Source organism: Collinsella sp. CM84Y_54 (assembly GCF_036317945.1).
Taxonomy (GTDB): Bacteria; Actinomycetota; Coriobacteriia; order Coriobacteriales; family Coriobacteriaceae; genus Collinsella.
Genome location: NZ_JAWQCX010000002.1, coordinates 178685 through 197892, shown reverse-complemented (window position 1 = coordinate 197892; position 19208 = coordinate 178685). Strand labels below are relative to the sequence as shown.

Here is a 19208-nt window from a genome sequence, read left to right as displayed (position 1 = left end):
TAGCTCCGATCTGGGGCATCAACCAGCCCATCCAGGAACTATTCCACCGCAACTTCGTTTTTGATGCCCCGCCCGGAAACTGCGTCCCAGTTTTGCCTTTCAAGGTGGGACGCAGTTTCCCATAGGGCCTCGACTGGGAAAGCGCGTCCCGTTTCGAGCGGGGATTCTGGGATGCATTTTCCGTAAGAGGCCTGTTAGGGAAACCATATCCCGTTTCGAGCCAGAATTCTGGGATGTAGTTTCCCCGAGAGGCCTCATCGGGAAACTATGGCCCTGAACTCTCCTGCCTGTCCCCATCGCACCGATCTGTCGATTGAACGTCGTTGTGTGTTCGCGCTATCATGCATGGTTACAATTGGTTAGTCATGGCAAACGGTTAGCCATGGTGAACATAAATACAACGCCCTGTGGGCGCCGGGGGAGGAACACGGACGTGAAGCTCGATACACTCGAGATTGGAAAGGACGCCGTTGTCGCATCGGTGACATCCGACGATCAGGCGCTTCGACAGCATATTTTGGACATGGGTCTAACGCCGGGCACCGAAGTTACCATGATGAAGTACGCCCCCATGGGTGACCCGCTCGAGATCCGCCTGCGTGGCTACGAGTTGACGCTGCGCAAGGACGATGCCGCTCGCATCGAGCTCGTGGGTGTTCACGACACCGATGCGGGTCCGCGCGCTAACGCCGCAATCGGCACGACGGAGCATCCGGCCCTGGGCGAGGGGACGTATTCGCCCCGCGCCGCGAAGACGGCCGTGCCTGAGGGCGCGCCGCTGCATTTTGCCCTCGCCGGCAACCAAAACTGCGGTAAGACCACGCTGTTCAACCAGCTTACGGGCTCCAACCAGCACGTCGGCAACTTTCCCGGCGTAACGGTCGACCGCAAAGACGGTACCATTCGTAACCACCCCGAGGCGAGCGTTACCGACCTGCCCGGCATTTACTCTCTGTCGCCGTACACGGGTGAGGAGATCGTGAGCCGCCAGTTTATCCTGGATGAGCATCCCGACGCCATCATCGATATCATTGACGCCACCAACATCGAGCGCAATCTGTATCTGACGCTGCAGCTTATGGAGCTCGATCGCCCCATGGTCATCGCGCTCAACATGATGGACGAGGTGACGGCCAACGGTGGCGCCGTGGACGTCAACCTGCTCGAGAGCCTGTTGGGCGTGCCCGTTGTCCCCATTAGCGCTGCCCGCAACGAGGGCATCGGCGAGCTGGTTGATCATGCCTTGCACGTGGCGCGGTTCCGTGAGCGCCCCGGTCGCCTGGACTTCTGTGCGCCCGATGGCTCGGACGGCGGTGCGCTGCATCGCTGCATCCACGGCATCGCCAACCTTATCGAGGACCATGCCGCGACGGCGCACATTCCCGTGCGTTTTGCGGCGACCAAGCTGGTTGAGGGCGACGAGCTGGTAACCGAGGCGCTTCATCTGGACCGCAACGAGCTCGACGCCATCGAGCACATCATTACCCAGATGGAGGGCGAGGCCGGCACCGACCGCCTGTCCGCGCTGGCCGACATGCGCTTTAGCTTTATCGGCGACGTGTGCGGGCGTTGCGTCGTCAAGCCGCACGAGAGTCGCGAGCACGTGCGCTCTGTCAAGATCGACCGCATCCTGACGGGTCGCTACACGGCCATTCCGGCGTTCCTGGTGATTATGGGCCTTGTCTTTTGGCTGACGTTTGGCGTGATCGGCGCGGCGTTGCAGGGACTTATGGAGGACGGCATCGCTGCCATCATCGCCTCGGCCGATGCGGGCCTCAAGGCGTTCGGCACCAACGACGTGGTGCGCTCGCTGGCTGTTGACGGCGTGCTTACGGGCGTGGGTAGCGTACTGACCTTCCTGCCGATTATCGTCGTGCTCTTCTTGTTCCTCTCCATTCTGGAAGACTCGGGCTACATGGCGCGTGTGGCCTTTGTCATGGATAAGGTGCTGCGTCGCTTTGGCCTGTCGGGCCGTAGCTTTGTGCCCATGCTCGTCGGTTTTGGCTGCACCGTGCCGGCTATCATGTCGACCCGTACGCTCCCATCCGAGCACGACCGCAAGATGACGGTCATGCTTACGCCGTTCATGAGCTGCTCGGCCAAGTTGCCGGTCTACGGTCTGCTGTGCGGGGCGTTTTTCCCACAGGCGACGGTTCCCGCTATGGTCTCGCTCTATCTGATCGGTATCGTGGTCGGCTGCATTGCGGCTTTGGTGCTCAATCGCACAGCATTTAAGGGCGACCCAGTGCCGTTTATTATGGAGCTCCCCAATTACCGCCTGCCGAGCGTCAAGACGACGGTGATGCTGGCATGGGATAAGGCCAAAGACTTTATTACCAAGGCCTTTACCATTATCTTTGCCGCTACCGTGGTCATCTGGTTCCTTCAGACGTTCGACATCCGCTTTAATGTGGTCGCCGATCAGTCGCAGAGTCTGCTTGCGGGCCTCGGCAGCATCATCGCGCCGGCGCTGACGCCGCTTGGGTTTGGCGACTGGCGTGCATCCACGGCGCTCGTCACCGGACTTATCGCCAAGGAGAGTGTCATCTCGACCCTCACGGTACTTTTGGGCGCGACCTCGCCCGCGGCACTGTCGACCATGTTTTCGCCGTTTACTGCCTATGTGTTCCTGGTCTTTACGTTGCTGTACCCGCCGTGCGTGGCTGCGATCGGCGCCGTCAAGAGCGAGCTGGGCGCGCGCTACGCCGTTGCCGTGTTCGCGTTTCAGGTGGCAGTCGCCTGGATCGTGGCGTTTGTCGTGCATTCGGCGGGCATATTGCTGGGGCTGGCTTAGTTATTTATTGACGGCGCAACCTCTGTGTATCGAATTGTTTTCGGTTCCGTGTCCGTTACTGACGGATGCGGGACCGTTGCTATATAATCGCCTCCGCTCAAAACGATTGGAGACGTTATATATGACTCAGGCAAGGCAAGACGGCATCACGCTCAAGCAGTGGCTCCCGCTCATCGGACTCACCTGCTGCGCCTTCGTGTTCAACACGTCGGAGTTTATGCCCATCGGTCTTTTGACTGACATCGCCGCGTCGTTCTCGCTCACCGAGTCCCAAGCCGGCATCATGATCTCGGTCTATGCCTGGGGCGTCATGCTGCTGTCGCTGCCGCTCATGGTGTTCGCTTCGCGCTTTGAGTTCAAGCGGATGTTGCTGGGCGTGCTGGCCGTGTTTTCGCTGGGCCAGTTTCTGTCCGCTGTGGCGCCGACTTATCCCGTCCTGGTCTGTGCGCGCCTGGTGGTCGCTTGCGCACATGCCGTGTTCTGGTCGGTCGCTTCGATTATGGCCTCGCGCCTGGTCGACACTCGCCACGGGGCGCTCGCCATCAGCATGATCGCTACGGGCTCGTCAATCGCGCAGATCTTTGGTCTGCCCCTCGGTCGCGCTATTGGCTTGGCCGTGGGCTGGCGCATGACGTTTGCCGTGGTCGGGGTCCTCTCGGCCATCGCGGTCGTCTACCAGGCGACCGTGTTCCCGGCCATGCCGGCGGGCGAGCGCTTTACCGTCAAACAGTTGCCCGAGCTGCTCAAGAACCCGCTCCTGATCGCGCTCTACGCGGTCACGGTTTTTATGGCGACCGGCTACTACGCGGGTTACAGCTATATCGAGCCCTTCCTGGCACAGGTCGCGCACGTCGACGCGGGCGCCATCACCATGACGCTGACGGCGTTTGGCTGCTCTGGTCTGCTCGGAAGCTGGCTGTTTGGCCGCCTGTTCGATGGGCATCGCTTCCCGTTCTTGGCTATTACGCTCTCCGGCGTGCCGGCGGCCCTGCTGCTCATGGGTCCGGCCGCATCGTCGCTCGCGGCAGTGCTTGCCGTCTGCGCACTGTGGGGCTGCTGCGCCACGGCCTTTAACGTGGCGTTCCAGGCCGAGCTCATCAAGAACACGCCGGCGGATTCGTCGGCTGTCGCCATGTCGATCTTCTCGGGCCTGTTCAATCTGGGTATCGGCACGGGCACCGCAATCGGCGGCGCCGTGGTGTCGGGCCCGGGCATCGCTTGGATCGGCTACGCGGGCGGCACGATCGCCGTCGTGGGCGTCATCCTCGCCATTACCGTACTGTTCCCGGCCATACGCCGCGCAAAGCCCGTCGCCTAGCCACATCCCCTCATCAGTTGCGGTGGAATAGTTCTTGTTTAAGGCCTCTGAAGACCCAAGCAGGAACTATTCCACCGCAACTTATTTTGGGGAAGAGGATACAAGCTGGGCATACAATGGGTGGCGTTGCGTGAAGGATTTCTGGGAGGCTGTTATGTGGGCATACGAGACGACGTTCTATCAGATCTATCCGCTGGGCTTTTGCGGAGCTCCGCACGAGAATGCCGCGCCCGTTGCCGAGGACGAGCTCGCCCAGGTTGCCAACGCCGCGCCCAATCCCGACGCTCCCATCATGAAGATCGCCCAATGGGCCGACTACCTGCAGGAACTCGGCGTTGGCGCCGTGCTCATCAACCCGCCGCTCGAGTCCGATAGCCACGGCTACGACACGCGCAGCCTGCGCCATATTGACCGCCGCCTGGGTAGGGATGCCGACTTTGCCGCCGTGTGTGAGACGCTGCATGCCCACGGCATCCGTGTGGTGCTCGATGCCGTCTTCAACCACGTCGGTCGCGGCTTTTGGGCCTTCCGTGATGTGCAGGAGCGCAAGTGGGATTCGCCGTACAAGGACTGGTTCCACATCAGCTTCGACGGTGACTCGTGCTACGGCGACGGCTTTTGGTACGAGGGCTGGGAGGGCCATTTTGAGCTTGTGAAGCTCAACCTGCAAAACCCCACTGTGGTTGATTACCTGCTTGAGTCCGTGCGTCACTGGGCCGAGGTCTTTGGCATCGACGGCCTGCGCCTGGACGTCGCCTATATGCTCGACCGCGACTTCATGCGCTGCCTGCACGCCTTTACCCGTGAGCTCAAGTCCGACTTTGTGCTGATTGGTGAGACGCTCCACGGCGACTACAACCAGATCGTCAACGACGAGATGCTCGACTCCTGCACCAACTACGAGTGCTACAAGGGCCTGTACTCCAGCTTTAACTCGGTCAACATGTTCGAGATCGCCCACTCGTTGCACCGTCAGTTTGGCGGCGACCCGTGGTGCATCTACCGCGGCAAACACCTGCTGTCTTTTGTCGACAACCACGATGTGCCGCGCCTGGCGAGCATCCTGACGGACAAGTCCTGCCTGCGCCCCGCCTATGGCATGCTGTTTGGCATGCCGGGCATTCCGTGCGTCTACTATGGCAGCGAGTGGGGGATTCCTGGCGAAAAGGGCGGCCCCGATGGCGACTGGGCGCTGCGACCTGCGCTCGATGAGCCTGCGCCCAACGAGCTGACGGCCTTCATCAAGCAGCTCGCGCACCTGCGCTCGACAGACAGTGCGGCGGCCCGCGCCCTCAACTACGGTGCCTATCGCAACGTGGTGATCCAGAACAAGCAGCTGCTGTTCGAGCGCGCCTGTGACGGCGCGACGGTGCTCGTGGCGGTGAACGCCGTGGGCGAGCCTTACACCTTTGGCGCCGGCGAGCTCAACGGCTCCTTTGTCGATCTGCTTGCCGACGACGCGCTCGCGGTCGAGCTGACGGGCACCCTCGAGCTTGCGCCCTACGAGGTGCGCTATCTGTTGAGGGCCTAGATCATGGCGGCGTCCGACGAGGGCTATCAACATATTGAGCATGGGTTTGAGCCCGTGTTCGACCAGCACTCGCGCGTTTTGGTGCTCGGGTCGTTTCCCTCGGTGCTTTCGCGCGCCAATGCCTTCTACTATGGCAATCCGCAGAATCGCTTTTGGCGCGTGATGGCCGCGTGCCTCGGTGTGCCTGTGCCGCCCAACGAGGGCGATTCTTTGGCAAGCGGTGAGCACGCGGCGCTCGATGCCTCCATTGCCGTCAAGCGATCTATGCTGCTTTACGGCGGCGTAGCCCTATGGGATGTGATTGAGAGCTGCGACATTAAGGGCTCGAGTGACGCGAGCATTCGCAACGTTGTGCCGGCACATATCGAGTGCATTACCGGCGCAGCCCCCATTGAGCAGGTGATATGCAACGGTGGCACAGCTGGTCGGCTCTACAGGCGCTATCTACAAGAACGCACCGGGCTGCCCGCCATCGTTCTGCCGTCGACAAGTCCCGCCAATGCGGCATGGCGCCTGGAACGCCTTGTCGAGCGCTGGCGCGATGCCGTTGATTGGGGCGCTCTGTAATTTAGATATCTGATTGGGCGCGGGTGCCGAGGCGTTTGATGATGACGCGCCAGATTGGTGCGGGCACGGCGGGCCTGGCACGCACCATGCCGTCGGCATCGACACTACCGGCATTGCCACCGCCAAGCAGCTGCGCATGCTCGATGGAGCAGCCCATGCGCACAGCGCCTACAAGCTTATCCATCGCTTCCGAAAATGGTCGGCGCAAGACGCCCATGCGTGGGGAATGGTGAAGCGCTGCGATGCCGCTGCCGGCACAGATGACAACGCCGTCGCACCATGGCAGGTCACGTAGAATGCATGCCCGGTGCAAGCGGTCGAGGACTTCGTCCGCCTGCTTGTTGTTTTTTGACAGGGCCTGGACGACGACATAGATGCGTGTCTCTGTATTCCCAAGGCGATCGAGTATCTGCTCGACAGCAATCATAGCCTCATCATCAAATGCATCGTCAACAGCGAGCACCATGCCATCGACTGCACCGGCATCATTTGCCTTCAAGTTGACTGGGCGGGGGAGTACGGTGCCAGAAAGCTGGGCATAGGCGGCGATGGCATCCTGGAGGTCCCAGAGCAAAAACTCAAGATCGGCGCTCTCGGGAATACTGACAAACGCGATGTTATGCAGCGTTTTTGGTATATCGCCGCGTGCGGTCGTCTCCATGCCGCCTCCTTTCCGGTTGGTTTCCGTTTAGGTTACACCGTCTGGCGGCGTCTCGCCACGCTATCCTAGTGCAACCCTTACGAAAGGAATGCCATGCGTCTGCCCATGAATACCTCGCTTGCCACGCTCAAGCCCTCCGGCATCCGTCGGATCAATGCGCTCGCCGCCCAGCATCCGGGGTGCATCGCGCTTGCGCTTGGCGAGCCTGATTTTCCCACGCCCGATGTGATTAGCGCCGAGGTGACCGCCGCGCTGGGCCGCGGCGACACGCACTATCCGCCCAACAACGGTCGCCCCGCCCTGCGCGAGGCGCTGTCTGCCTACATGGGGGACGCGGGCCTTACGTTTTCGGCCGACGAGGTCATCCTGACCGACGGAGCGACCGAGGCCCTGTCGGCAACATTTATGGCTATGCTCAACCCCGGCGACGAGGTCATTATCCCAACGCCGGCCTTTGGCCTGTACGAGAGCATCGTCGTGGCCAATCATGCCAAAGCGGTCTTTTTGGATACAGAGCCTGCACAATTCCAGATTGACGAAGACGCACTTCGTGATTGCGTGACACCGGCGACTAAGGCCATCGTCATCTGCTCGCCCAACAATCCCACGGGTTGCATCCTCGACGCGGCGTCGCTCGACGCCGTGGCGCGCGTGGCAGACCAGACGGGCATCTACGTAATCTGCGACGACGTATATAACCGCCTGGTCTACGTGGACGGCTACGAGCGATTTGCCCAGCGTCACCCGGAGCTTCGCGATCAGACGGTAGTTATCGAGAGCTTCTCCAAGCCCTGGGCCATGACCGGCTGGCGCTTAGGTTGGCTCGCAGCCGCAGCCCCCGTCATCGCCGAGATCGCAAAAGCTCACCAATACCTAATATCGAGTGCCGTCTCCTTTGAGATGGACGCCGCGGCTCGAGCTCTGACCGTCGACCCAACCCCCATGCTCAATGTCTACCAAGCTCGCCGCGAACGCGTGCTCGTAGCCTTAAACGCCATGGGCCTCGACGTAGTGGAACCGGCGGGCGCCTTCTACGCTTTCCCGAGCATCAAACAATTCGGCCTAACAAGCGAAGACTTCTGCATCAAAGTCATCAAAGAAGCCAATGTAGCCCTAGTTCCCGGAGACTGCTTCGGAACCGAAGGCCACATCCGCTTAAGCTACTGCGTTTCCGACCAAGATCTGGACGAAGGCCTAAATCGCCTGTCCACCTTCATTTCGACCTTATAGCCCAGCGGGACGCAACACATCAGCCCACCGACTCAAGCACTATGAGTGGGGGCGTCAGCCAACGAAAACCCGGGCTGCCCCAAAGTCACCGCAGGCCGCGCCGCCGAAGGCCGGGCGCAAGGTTTTCGTAGATTCCGCACGAGCCGAAGGCCACTTAATGTGGTCTTCGTGCGAGCCCAGGACTTGACCGAGCGAAAACCTTGCGCCCGGCCTTCGGCGGAGCGTGCCGGATGGTGGAATTGTGTGCAGCCCGGTTTTCCGTTGACCGACGCCGGGGTCCCCGCCATAATACTTTCGGTTCACGCACGAATCCGCTGCCAGAGACAGCCGGTGCAAACGGGCATCGCCCGCGAGCTTAATGGGATATCCCGCCAGCCGAGGTGGTCGAGTAGATATGTCTTCTCGCCCCCGTCGCTCATGCAGCGCGGGGGCTTTCTTTTTGGACATGCCCCCGTCACGTCCTTGTGGCGGACCGTGCCCGGAAAGAATTCGAGGAGGTGTAATTCATGCCCCAGCAGTACAAAATCGACAAGGTTGCAGAGATCGAGTCCCGTATCGCCGAGAACGCCGGTCTGTTCGTCGTCAACTACAACGGTCTGACGGTTAAGCAGGCTCAGGAGCTGCGTCATCAGCTTCGCGAGTGCGGCGCCGAGATGAAGGTCTACAAGAACAACCTGGTCAAGATCGCTCTCAAGAACCAGGAGCAGCCCGAGCTCGACGAGATCCTCGCCGGCCCCGTCGCTTATGTGTTCTACGAGTCCGAGCCGGTCGAGGCCGCTAAGGCCCTTAAGGACTTCTCTGCTAAGTCCAAGGGCGTCCTTGAGATCAAGGGCGGTATCTCCGACGGCAAGGCCGTTTCCGCTGATGATGTTAAGGCTATCGCCGAGCTGCCCACCAAGGATCAGCTTCTCGGCCAGATCGCCGGTCTCATCTCCGGTTTCGCTCGCGACATCGCTGTCTGCGTCAACGGCGTTTCCTCTGGTCTCGCTCGTTCGATCCAGCAGGTCTCCGAGCAGAAGGCAGCCTAGTCGCTGTTTTCACCCGCGGCGGCAACGCCGCACCCCTGGCGCATTCGCGCCGTGTTTTAACTGATCTCCGTGCACAGACACGGAAACCGAAAGGACTTAGAAATGGCTAAGCTTACCACCGATGAGATCATCGATGCTCTTAAGGAAATGACCCTTCTCGAGGCTTCCGAGCTCGTTAAGGCTATCGAGGACACCTTCGGCGTTTCCGCCGCTGCTCCTGCCGCCGTTGTCGCCGCTCCCGCTGCTGGCGCTGCTGAGGCCGAGGAGAAGACCGAGTTTGACGTCGTGCTCGAGGGCTTCGGCGACAACAAGATCCAGGTCATCAAGGCCGTCCGTGAGCTCACCAACCTTGGCCTGAAGGAGGCCAAGGAGGTCGTCGAGGGCGCTCCCAAGGCTGTTCTCGAGGGTGCCAAGAAGGAGGACGCCGAGGCTGCCAAGGAGAAGCTCGAGGCTGCTGGCGCTGCTGTCACCCTCAAGTAATCAGGCTTTCTCGCCAGATTTCTTTGCAGACGGGGTTCGCATTGCGAGCCCCGTCTTTTTTGTTATGACCACTCTATTTTGCTGGCTCGGCATGCAAATTGCTGTCGTTTGCGGTGCTTTGGGGTCGCTACCGTTGGGCGATAAAATTGCACCATTCAAGCAATAATTTGCGTTGACCTGCTGAAGAATGGCGTTTGCCTGCATTAACGTTAATTAACAGCGGTAAGATAATCCGGTATCGCAATTTGGTCTGCGGCCGGTGAGCCGCATGCACGGGCGCTATTTGCGCCTGCGAAAGGATCCCTGAATACTATGAAGGCAATCATCCCCGCCGCCGGTCTTGGCACGCGTTTTCTGCCTGGTACCAAGTGCACGCCCAAAGAGATGCTGCCGGTGCTCGACAAGCCGGTCATCCAGTACGTCGTTGAGGAGGCACTCGACCCCGAGGAGGTCGACGATGCCATTATCGTCACCTCTCCCGGCAAGCCTGAGCTGCTGAGCTATTTCCAGCCCGATCGCTCGCTCGAGAACCTGCTTCGCGAGCGCGGCAAGGATGCTTATGCCGACGCCGTCGCCCATGCGGGTGGTATGCCGGTCGACTTCCGTTATCAGTACGAGCCCAAGGGCCTTGGCCACGCCATTCGCTCTGCCGCCGACGCTGTGGCAGGGGAGAACTTCCTGGTTCTTCTGGGCGATTACGTTGTGCCCAACCGTGACATCTGCGACAAGATGCTTGCCGTCTCTAAGGAGCATGGTGGCGCTTCTGTTATCGCCGTTGCCGCGTGCGCTCCCGAGGAGGTCAGCCGCTACGGCGTTATCGCCGGCGATCGCGTGGGCTCTCTCGAGGGCTTCGAGAATGCTGCCGATGCCGAGCCGGGCGCTGTCTGGCGCATTGGCGGTCTGGTCGAGAAGCCCGCTCCCGAGGCGGCTCCGTCCAACCTGTACATCGTCGGTCGCTACCTGCTGAGCCCGCTGGTCATGGACCTGCTGGCCGACCAGCAGGCCGGTAAGGGCGGCGAGATCCAGCTGACCGACGCTATGGCCCGTTCGCTCGATCGCGAGGCCATGTACGCTGTCGTCATCGACCCGCTGTCGGGCTACGACACCGGTACCCCGTCTGGCTGGATGGCCACCAACGCTCTTATGGCTGCAAGCGATCCTCGCTTTGCAAGCGCCTTCTGGGACGCCATCGACGAGCGCGGCGGCTTGATGCGCAAGTAAGCCTTCGGGCATCGACATTTACGGGTGCGGACTTCGGTCTGCGCCCGTTTTTTATAAGAGCTGCGATTGTTGGCTCTCTGTTCACAGAAAATATATGAACAGATGTTCGATACACATGCATCTACCTGCGTGTTTTCTGTCGAAAAACTTTGCTACTCCAAAAACTCAATCGCGTCAAGGCTTTTCTTGCTCAACGGTCGGTACCTGATAAACTATTAGGTTGCGATAACTGGCGAAGCTATGCCTCGCCAACCCACCGAGCATTTCCGTGAAGGAGGAAAAACCTGGTGACCTACGCATACACTGCCACTGAGCGCAAGCGCGTCAGCTTCGGGAAAATCCCGGAGGCCATGGAGCTCCCCAACCTTATCTCTGTTCAAAGGGAATCCTTTGAGCGTTTTAAGGACGAGGGCCTTCGTGAGGCGTTCAAGGAATCCAGCCCCATCCAGAGCCAGAACCATGTTCTCGAGGTTACCTTCGGCGAGCATCAGTTCGGCGACCCCGCGCACACCGTCGAGGAGTGCCGCGAGAAGGATATGACCTATCAGGCTCCGCTTCTGACCGACGTCCGTCTTACCAACAAGGAGACCGGCGAGATCAAGGAGCAGCTCGTCTTCATGGGTGACTTCCCCATGATGACTGATCAGGGCACCTTCATCATCAACGGTACTGAGCGTATCGTCGTCTCGCAGCTCGTCCGCTCCCCGGGCGTGTACTACAGCTCCGAGATGGATTCGGGCAAGCAGATCTACAAGGCCCAGATCATCCCGTCCCGCGGTGCCTGGCTCGAGTTTGAGGTCGACAAGCGCGACCAGCTCATGGTCTCCATCGACCGTAAGCGCAAGCAGAGCGCCACGATGTTTCTGCGCGCCCTTGGCATCGCCGTCACCAACGACGACATCATCGAGCTGCTCGGCAACTCCGATGTGATCAAGCGCACTCTGGAGCGCGATACCGCCCTCACCCGCGAGGATGCCCTCATCGAGATCTACCGTCGCCTGCGCCCGGGCGAGCCTCCCACCGTGGATGCTTCCCGCAGCCTGCTCGAGGGCCTGCTCTTCAACCCGCAGCGCTACGATCTGGCCCGCGTCGGTCGTTACAAGGTCAACAAGAAGCTTAACCTCACCACCGAGGAAGAGGTCACGGTGCTCACCGACGAGGATATCGTCGCTACGCTGCGCTACCTGCTGTCCCTCGCTGCTGGCGAGCAGGGCTTCAAGGTCGACGACATCGACCACTTTGGCAACCGCCGCATCCGTACCGTCGGCGAGCTCGTCGCCAACCAGTTCCGTATCGGCATGAGCCGTATGGAGCGCGTCGTCCGTGAGCGCATGAGCTCCCAGGACATCGATGAGATCACCCCGCAGTCGCTCATCAACATCCGCCCGATCGTGGCCTCCATCAAGGAGTTCTTCGGTTCCTCGCAGCTCTCGCAGTTCATGGACCAGGCGAACCCCCTGACCGGTCTGACCCACAAGCGCCGTCTCTCCGCGCTCGGCCCTGGCGGTCTTGCCGGCCACAAGTCGGGTTCCAGCCGCCGCACTAACGTGCCGACGGCCGTCCGCGACGTTCACAACTCGCACTACAGCCGCATGTGCCCGATCGAGACCCCCGAAGGCCCCAACATCGGCCTGATCGGCTCGCTCGCCCTCTACGCCCGCGTCAACGAGTACGGCTTCATCGAGGCTCCGTTCCGTCGCGTCGAGAACGGCGTTGCCACCGACCAGATCGACTGGATGACCGCTGACGAGGAAGAGAAGCACGTCATCGCGCCGGCCAACACGCCGCTCGATCCCAAGACCAACGAGTTCATCACGACCGATGCCGAGGGCAAGATTGTCCGTCCGCACACCGTGATCGCCCGTACCCGCGACTTCGACGGCTCCTTCGGCGCTCCCGCCGACGTGCCTGTCGAGGACGTCGACTACATGGACGTCTCGCCGCGTCAGATGCTCTCCGTCGCAGCCACGCTGATTCCGTTCCTCGAGCACGACGACGCCAAGCGTACGCTCATGGGCGCCAACATGCAGCGTCAGGCCGTGCCGCTGGTTCACCCTGCCGCTCCCTATGTCGGTACCGGCATGGAGCGTCGCGCCGCCCTGGACTCTGGCGAGGTCACCCTGGCCAAGAACGCCGGCGAGGTCATCTTTGCCGACGCTTCCAAGATTATCGTCAAGCATGCCGGTGGCATGGACGAGTATCACCTGGCCAAGTACCAGCGCTCCAACCAGTCCACTTGCATCAACCACCGTCCGCTCGTGCGTGTCGGTGACACCGTTGAGCAGGGCGAGCCTCTGGCCGATGGTCCTTCGACCGATCATGGCGAGCTCGCACTGGGCCAGAACCTCACCGTGGCATACATGCCGTGGGAAGGCTTCAACTACGAGGACGGTATCGTCGTGTCCGAGCGCCTGGTGGCCGAGGACCTGCTGACGACCATCAATATCACCCGTCACGAGATCGACGCCCGCGACACCAAGCTCGGTCCCGAGGAGATCACTCGCGAGATCCCGAACCTCTCCGAGGATATGCTTGCCAACCTCGACGAGGACGGCATCATCCGCATCGGCGCCGAGGTCGGTCCTGGCGACATCCTGGTCGGCAAGGTCACGCCTAAGGGCGAGAGCGCTCTGACCGCCGAGGAGCGCCTGCTGCGCGCCATCTTCGGTGCCAAGGCTCACGACGTTCGCGACACTTCCCTTAAGATGCCTCACGGCGCTTACGGCCGCGTTATCGACGTCGTCCGCTTTAGCCGCGAGAACGGCGACGATCTGGCCCCCGGCGTTAACGAGCAGGTGCGCGTCTACGTCGCCCAGCGTCGTAAGATCCAGCAGGGCGATAAGATCGCCGGTCGCCACGGCAACAAGGGTGTTATCTGTAACGTTCTGCCGGTCGAGGACATGCCCTACATGGCTGACGGTACCCCGATCGACGTTATCCTCAACCCGCTGGGCGTTCCTTCGCGTATGAACGTCGGCCAGTTGCTCGAGTGCCACCTTGGCTGGGCTGCTGCCTGCGGTTGGGATACCGAGGATGCCGACTCCGACAAGTATGTCCCCGGTCCGTTCTTCACCGCGACGCCCGTCTTCGACGGCGCCAAGGAGGACGAGATCGCCGAGGTCATCCGTCGCGCCAACAAGAACATGCTCAACAAGGCCACCGCTGCCTTTGGCGATCACATGCGCCCCGAGTTTGTCACCCAGCTTGACGAGCGCGGCAAGACCCGTCTGTTCGACGGCCGCACCGGCGAGGAGTTCCGCGAGCCCATTACCGTGGGCACGTCCTACATCCTCAAGCTCGGCCACATGGTCGACGACAAGATCCACGCCCGTTCGACCGGCCCTTACAGCCTGGTTACCCAGCAGCCTCTGGGCGGCAAGGCTCAGTTCGGCGGCCAGCGCTTCGGCGAGATGGAAGTTTGGGCACTGTACGCTTACGGTGCTTCCAACGTCCTGCAGGAGATCCTGACCGTCAAGTCCGACGATACCGTGGGCCGCGTCAAGACCTACGAGTCCATCGTCAAGGGCGAGAACGTTCCTGTCCCGGGTATCCCCGAGTCCTTCAAGGTTCTCGTCAAGGAGATCCGTTCCCTCGCGCTGGACATCGAGCCCATGCACGATGCCGACGAGGACGCCTCCGCCCCTGTGACCGCCGAGGAGACCTCTGCTCTCGACGACCTGGCTGCGCTCGCCGGCGTTGACGCCGACGTCGAGGCCCAGGATGCCGAGACCGCCGAGGCACCCGAGGCTGTCGCCGCCACGACCACTGATAAGGAGTAGTTGACTGTGGCAGATTTCGAAGCTACTGATTTTGACTCGGTAAAGATCTCCCTTGCCTCCGCCGACCAGATCCGTTCCTGGTCGCACGGTGAGGTCAAGAAGCCGGAGACCATTAATTACCGTACCCTCAAGCCCGAGAAGGACGGCCTGTTCTGCGAGAAGATCTTCGGTCCCGCCAAGGACTGGGAGTGCTCCTGCGGCAAGTACAAGGGCATCCGCTTTAAGGGCATCGTCTGCGAGCGCTGCGGCGTCGAGGTCACCTCGGCCAAGGTGCGTCGCGACCGCATGGGTCACATCGAGCTCGCCGCTCCCGTGTCCCACATCTGGTACTTCAAGAGCCCCACGAGCTTCCCGATGAGCCGTATGCTCGACATCAAGTCCAAGGACCTCGAGAAGGTTCTGTACTTTGCCAGCTACATCATCACCGAGGTCGACTACGAGGCTCGCGAGGCCGACGCTGACGACCTGCGCGAGGAGCTCGCCGCCGATCTGGAAGAGATCGATGCCGAGTGCGCCCGCCAGATCGAGTCCCTCAAGGAGCAGGGCAACCCCGAGAACTTTGACGAGTTCTCCGACGAGGAGCCGCTGACCCCCGAGGAGATCGCCTCTGGCATCGTCGACATCGAGGAAGAGTGCAAGGACGAGAAGCAGCTCCGCACGGACGCCTTCAACGCCTTCATGAAGCTCACCGAGCGCGACCTCATCTCCGATGAGCCGCTGTTCCGCGAGATGACCCGTTACTACTCCATGTACTTCAAGGGTGGTATGGGTGCCGAGGCCGTCCGCGACCTGCTCGCTGCCATCGACCTCCCCTCCGAGGCCGAGAAGCTCAAGGCCATCATCGCCGACGAGGACTCCCAGAAGCAGAAGCGCGAGAAGGCCGTCAAGCGCCTCGAGGTCGTTGACGCCTTCCTGAAGGGCGGCAACAGCCCCGCGAACATGATCCTGGACGTCATCCCGGTCATTCCGCCCGATCTGCGCCCGATGGTTCAGCTCGACGGCGGCCGCTTCGCCGCGTCCGACCTCAACGACCTGTATCGTCGCGTGATCAACCGTAACAACCGACTCAAGCGCCTGCTCGACCTGGACGCCCCCGCGATCATCGTGAACAACGAGAAGCGCATGCTCCAGGAGTCCGTGGACGCCCTGTTCGACAACGGCCGTCGTGGTCGCCCGGTCTCTGGTCGTGGCGGTCGCCCGCTCAAGTCGCTCGCCGAGGCCCTCAAGGGCAAGCAGGGTCGTTTCCGTCAGAACCTGCTGGGCAAGCGTGTCGACTACTCCGGCCGTTCGGTCATCGTTACCGACCCCAAGCTGCTGCTGCACCAGTGCGGTCTGCCCAAGACCATGGCGCTGGAGCTCTTCAAGCCCTTCGTCATGAAGCGCCTGGTCGAGCTTGGCAAGGTCGAGAACATCAAGGGCGCCAAGCGCGCTATCGACCGCGGTGCCACCTTTGTGTGGGATATCCTCGAAGAGGTCATCGACGGCCGCGTCGTGCTGCTCAACCGTGCACCGACCCTGCACCGTCTGTCCATCCAGGCCTTTGAGCCGGTGCTGGTCGAGGGCAAGGCTATCCACCTGCACCCGCTGGTCTGCTCGCCCTTCAACGCCGACTTCGACGGCGACCAGATGTCTGTCCACGTGCCGCTGTCCAGCCAGGCTCAGGCCGAGGCTCGCGTGCTCATGCTCTCTGCGAACAACCTGCGCTCGCCGGCATCCGGCAAGCCGGTCAACATCCCCTCGCAGGACATGATCATCGGTGTGTACTACCTCACCCAGGTCCGCGACGGTCTGCCGGGCGAGAACCACGTGTTCGCCAGCTTCGACGACGCGCTGCACGCCTATGACTGCCGCTCCGAGGTCGACATGCAGGCCAAGATCCAGGTCCGCGTGTCCGCCGAGAACGCCAACGTCATCAACGAGGACGGCACCCGTATCTTCCGCGTCAAGAACGGCAAGAACGAGTTTGTCGACTACGACGTCACCGGCAACAAGACCGCGCGCTTTGAGACCTCTATCGGCCGCATCATCTTCAACCGCCAGTGCCTGCCCGAAGACTACGAGTTCATGAACTACAAGATGGTCAAGGGCGATGTGGCCAAGCTGGTTGCCGACTGCTGCGATCGTTACCCCGAGGCCAAGGTCGGCCCGATTCTCGACGCCATCAAGTACTCCGGCTTCCACTACGCTACCCGCGCCGGCCTCACCATCTCGGTGTGGGACGCTCTCATCCCTGCCGAGAAGCAGGAACTGCTCGATCGCGCCCAGGCCAACGTCGACCAGATCAACGAGTACTTCGAGGAGGGCTTCATCAACGAGACGGAGCGCCACATCGAAGTCGTTAACGAGTGGACCGCTTGTACCGACAAGGTCGCAGCGCTCATGCTCGACATGTTCGACGAGGAGAACCCGCTGTACATGATGGCCGACTCCGGCGCCCGTGGTTCTAAGACCCAGCTGCGTCAGCTCGGTGGCATGCGTGGCCTGATGGCAGACATGTCCGGCGAGACGATCGACCTTCCCATTAAGGCGAACTTCCGCGAGGGCCTGCTGCCGCTCGAGTACTTCATTTCGACCTACGGCGCCCGTAAGGGCCTGGTCGATACTGCATCCCACACCTCGGACTCTGGTTACCTGACCCGTCGTCTGGTCGACGTGGCCCAGGACGTCATCGTCCGCGAGGAGGACTGTGGTACGCACGAGGGCGTCACCTACAACCTCATCATTCCCGGCACCACCGACCTCAACACCGACCTTGTCGGCCGTTGCTTCATTGAGGACGTCGTGGCTCCCGATGGCACCGTGCTCTTTGAACAGGACGGCTACATCGAGAAGGTCGCCGACATCCAGAAGATGGTCGATGCGGGCCTCAAGAAGGTCAAGCTCCGCGCGCTGCTCACCTGCCGCTCCAAGTACGGCGTGTGCCAGAAGTGCTATGGCTGGGATCTTTCCACCCGTCGTCCGGTCGCCATCGGTACCGCGGTCGGCATTATTGCCGCCCAGTCCATCGGCGAGCCCGGTACGCAGCTTACGATGCGTACCATTCACTCCGGCGGCGTCGCTGGCGTCGACGATATTACGCAGGGTCTGCCTACGGTCAGCCGTATGTTCGATATCGTCGGCAACGTCAACGAGAAGATCCTGGGTCGCGAGGCCGAGCTGGCTCCGTACTCCGGGCACCTCTCGATTAAGCCCGAGAAGTCCGAGTACGTGCTGACGCTCACCGACTCCGAGGACCACACCCGTGTCCTCGACGAGCGTCGCGTCCCCGCTTCGGTGCGCTTTATGCCCGAGATCGAGGACGGCTGTGAGGTTCGCGCCGGCGACCAGATCACCAAGGGCTTCGTCAACTTCCGCAACCTGCGTAAGCTGACCGACATCGAGTCGACGATGCACACCTTCGTCGAGAGCGTTAAGGACGTCTACACCAGCCAGGGCGTCGACCTGAACGACAAGCACATCGAGGTGCTCGCACGTCAGATGCTGCGTCGCGTTCAGATCACCAACCCCGGCGACTCCAAGTACCTGCTTGGTCAGTACGTCGATCGCTACGAGTTCGCCGACGAGGTCGAGCGCGTTGCCCGTCTGGGCGGTCAGGCTCCTGTGGCCGAGCCCGTCATCCTGGGTACGCTCAAGGTCGCGTCCAACATCGACTCCTGGCTGTCGAGCGCTTCGTTCATCCGTACCGCTGGCGTCCTTACCGAGGCTGCCATTGAGGGCAAGGTCGATCACCTGCTCGACCTTAAGTCCAACGTCATCGTCGGTAAGAAGATCCCGGCTGGTACCGGCCTTAAGCCGTACGCCAACGCCAAGCTGACGTATCGCACGGCCGACGGCTATGTCGACATCGACGGCCCGGCTTCGCCCAACGCCAAGTCGCTGCCCGAGTGGGCTCCGGTTGAGCTCAAGGACCTGGACGAGCAGCTCCCGCAGCAGCTCGACTGGGCCGGCTACGACGAGTTCGGTGGTGCTGACGGTTCGTTCACCCGCAACGGCCACACCATCTCCGCCGAGAAGGCTCGCCTGTACCTGTTCGACGACCTGGGCGTGTCGCAGCGCTGGACCAACAAGTTCAGCGAGGTCGGCATCGAGACGGTCGGCGACCTGGTTGGCAAGTCCGAGGAGGATCTGCTGCGCATCGATGGTATCGGTGCCAAGGCGATCGAGGAGCTCCGTGACGGCCTGGAGGCCCACGACCTGCTCTACATCCTCGAGAACAACGACGACGTTGCCGACGAGGAAGACCTCTCGCAGCTGCTGCAGATGGTCTTTAGCCCCGACGGTCCGGACGATATCCTGCTGGGTACCTCCGCTCCGACGCATCACGCCGACGCCGACGAGGAGCTCCTGGGCGCCCCGATCGACGACAAGAAGGCTCCCGCCAACGGCGCGATCAACGAGGACATGGCGTCCCTCGACGAGCTGCTCAACCAGCTCGTGGACACCGACGACGCCGAAGAGGCCAAGGACAACGACGAGGAGTAATTTCCTAGTACGTTAACCGCCCTTCCAAAGACCCGTTTCCTAACAGGGAAGCGGGTCTTTTTTTGGTGAGAAACGTTGCCCCAACGAGCACGCCGGATTCCCGGGCCGGGCGGCACA

11 protein-coding genes are annotated in these 19208 nt (G+C 61.5%); 10 read left to right on the top strand and 1 reads right to left on the bottom strand.

What is annotated here, in order from left to right:
- Positions 1-382 precede the first annotated feature (382 nt).
- From feoB to V2391_RS04005, 4 genes are all read left to right on the top strand, one after another.
- Positions 383-2794 carry a ferrous iron transport protein B gene (gene feoB, locus V2391_RS04020; RefSeq protein WP_329738335.1) on the top strand — a complete coding sequence of 804 codons (2412 nt, stop codon included), beginning with the start codon at positions 383-385 and terminating at the stop codon, positions 2792-2794.
- Between the two features lie 121 nt (positions 2795-2915).
- Positions 2916-4112 (top strand): MFS transporter, encoded by a 1197-nt coding sequence (locus V2391_RS04015; RefSeq protein ID WP_329738334.1) that lies wholly within the window; start codon positions 2916-2918, stop codon positions 4110-4112.
- Positions 4113-4266: 154 nt separating this feature from the next.
- Positions 4267-5643: an alpha-amylase family glycosyl hydrolase gene (locus V2391_RS04010; protein WP_442877998.1), complete on the top strand. Its 1377-nt coding sequence runs from the start codon at positions 4267-4269 to the stop codon at positions 5641-5643.
- A gap of 3 nt (positions 5644-5646) precedes the next feature.
- A complete protein-coding gene (locus V2391_RS04005) occupies positions 5647-6210 on the top strand; it encodes a DNA-deoxyinosine glycosylase (RefSeq protein ID WP_329738332.1) in 564 nt (187 codons plus the stop codon).
- Position 6211: 1 nt separating this feature from the next.
- Here V2391_RS04005 and V2391_RS04000 read toward each other — a convergent pair whose 3' ends face one another.
- Positions 6212-6871: a hypothetical protein gene (locus tag V2391_RS04000; RefSeq protein ID WP_329738331.1), complete on the bottom strand. Its 660-nt coding sequence runs from the start codon at positions 6869-6871 to the stop codon at positions 6212-6214.
- A 93-nt stretch (positions 6872-6964) separates the two neighbouring features.
- Between V2391_RS04000 and V2391_RS03995 the strand changes: the two genes are divergently transcribed.
- From V2391_RS03995 to V2391_RS03970, 6 genes are all read left to right on the top strand, one after another.
- Positions 6965-8101: a pyridoxal phosphate-dependent aminotransferase gene (locus tag V2391_RS03995; RefSeq protein ID WP_329738330.1), complete on the top strand. Its 1137-nt coding sequence runs from the start codon at positions 6965-6967 to the stop codon at positions 8099-8101.
- Between the two features lie 506 nt (positions 8102-8607).
- The gene (gene rplJ, locus V2391_RS03990; protein ID WP_006235004.1) at positions 8608-9129 is read left to right on the top strand and encodes a 50S ribosomal protein L10; all 522 of its coding nucleotides are present in this window, start codon (positions 8608-8610) and stop codon (positions 9127-9129) included.
- 102 nt (positions 9130-9231) lie between these two features.
- On the top strand, positions 9232-9609 hold the full coding sequence (gene rplL / locus V2391_RS03985; protein WP_006235005.1) for a 50S ribosomal protein L7/L12: 378 nt from the start codon (positions 9232-9234) through the stop codon (positions 9607-9609).
- Positions 9610-9921: 312 nt separating this feature from the next.
- Positions 9922-10830, top strand: a complete 909-nt coding sequence (locus tag V2391_RS03980; RefSeq protein WP_022094178.1) for a UTP--glucose-1-phosphate uridylyltransferase — start codon at positions 9922-9924, stop codon at positions 10828-10830.
- 287 nt (positions 10831-11117) lie between these two features.
- Positions 11118-14609 (top strand): DNA-directed RNA polymerase subunit beta, encoded by a 3492-nt coding sequence (gene rpoB / locus V2391_RS03975; RefSeq protein WP_329738329.1) that lies wholly within the window; start codon positions 11118-11120, stop codon positions 14607-14609.
- A 6-nt stretch (positions 14610-14615) separates the two neighbouring features.
- Positions 14616-19091: a DNA-directed RNA polymerase subunit beta' gene (locus V2391_RS03970; RefSeq protein WP_329738328.1), complete on the top strand. Its 4476-nt coding sequence runs from the start codon at positions 14616-14618 to the stop codon at positions 19089-19091.
- The last annotated feature ends 117 nt before the right edge of the window (positions 19092-19208 follow it).